Source organism: Monashia sp. HAY1-2A (assembly GCF_056755315.1).
This window is the reverse complement of record NZ_JBNDHY010000634.1, coordinates 1-247: the sequence shown is the minus strand read 5'-3', so window position 1 is coordinate 247 and position 247 is coordinate 1. Positions and strand designations below refer to the sequence as shown.

The following is a 247-nucleotide window of genomic DNA, read 5'->3' as shown; positions in this document are numbered from 1 at the left end:
CCCCCCCCCCCCCCCCCCCCCCCCCCCCCCCCAAAAAAAAAACCCCCCCCCCCCAGATTACTACACGTCTCGTGGGCTCGGAGATGTGTATAAGAGACAGGCCATGGACGACGCGTCGCGGCACGACGAGGCGGAGCGGAAGTACGACATCGACCCCGGTGTCGAAGTAGACGGCCTCGAGGTCGTGCCTGACTGTCTCTTATACACATCTCCGAGCCCACGAGACGCGTAGTAATCTGGGGGGGGG

Annotated in this window: 1 protein-coding gene; it reads right to left on the bottom strand. The window is 64.8% G+C overall.

The features are described 5' to 3' along the window. Window positions 1–60 precede the first annotated feature (60 nt). A partial coding sequence (locus ACPYOM_RS23345; protein ID WP_481347799.1) for a hypothetical protein occupies window positions 61–247 on the bottom strand: 187 nt, incomplete at its 5' end.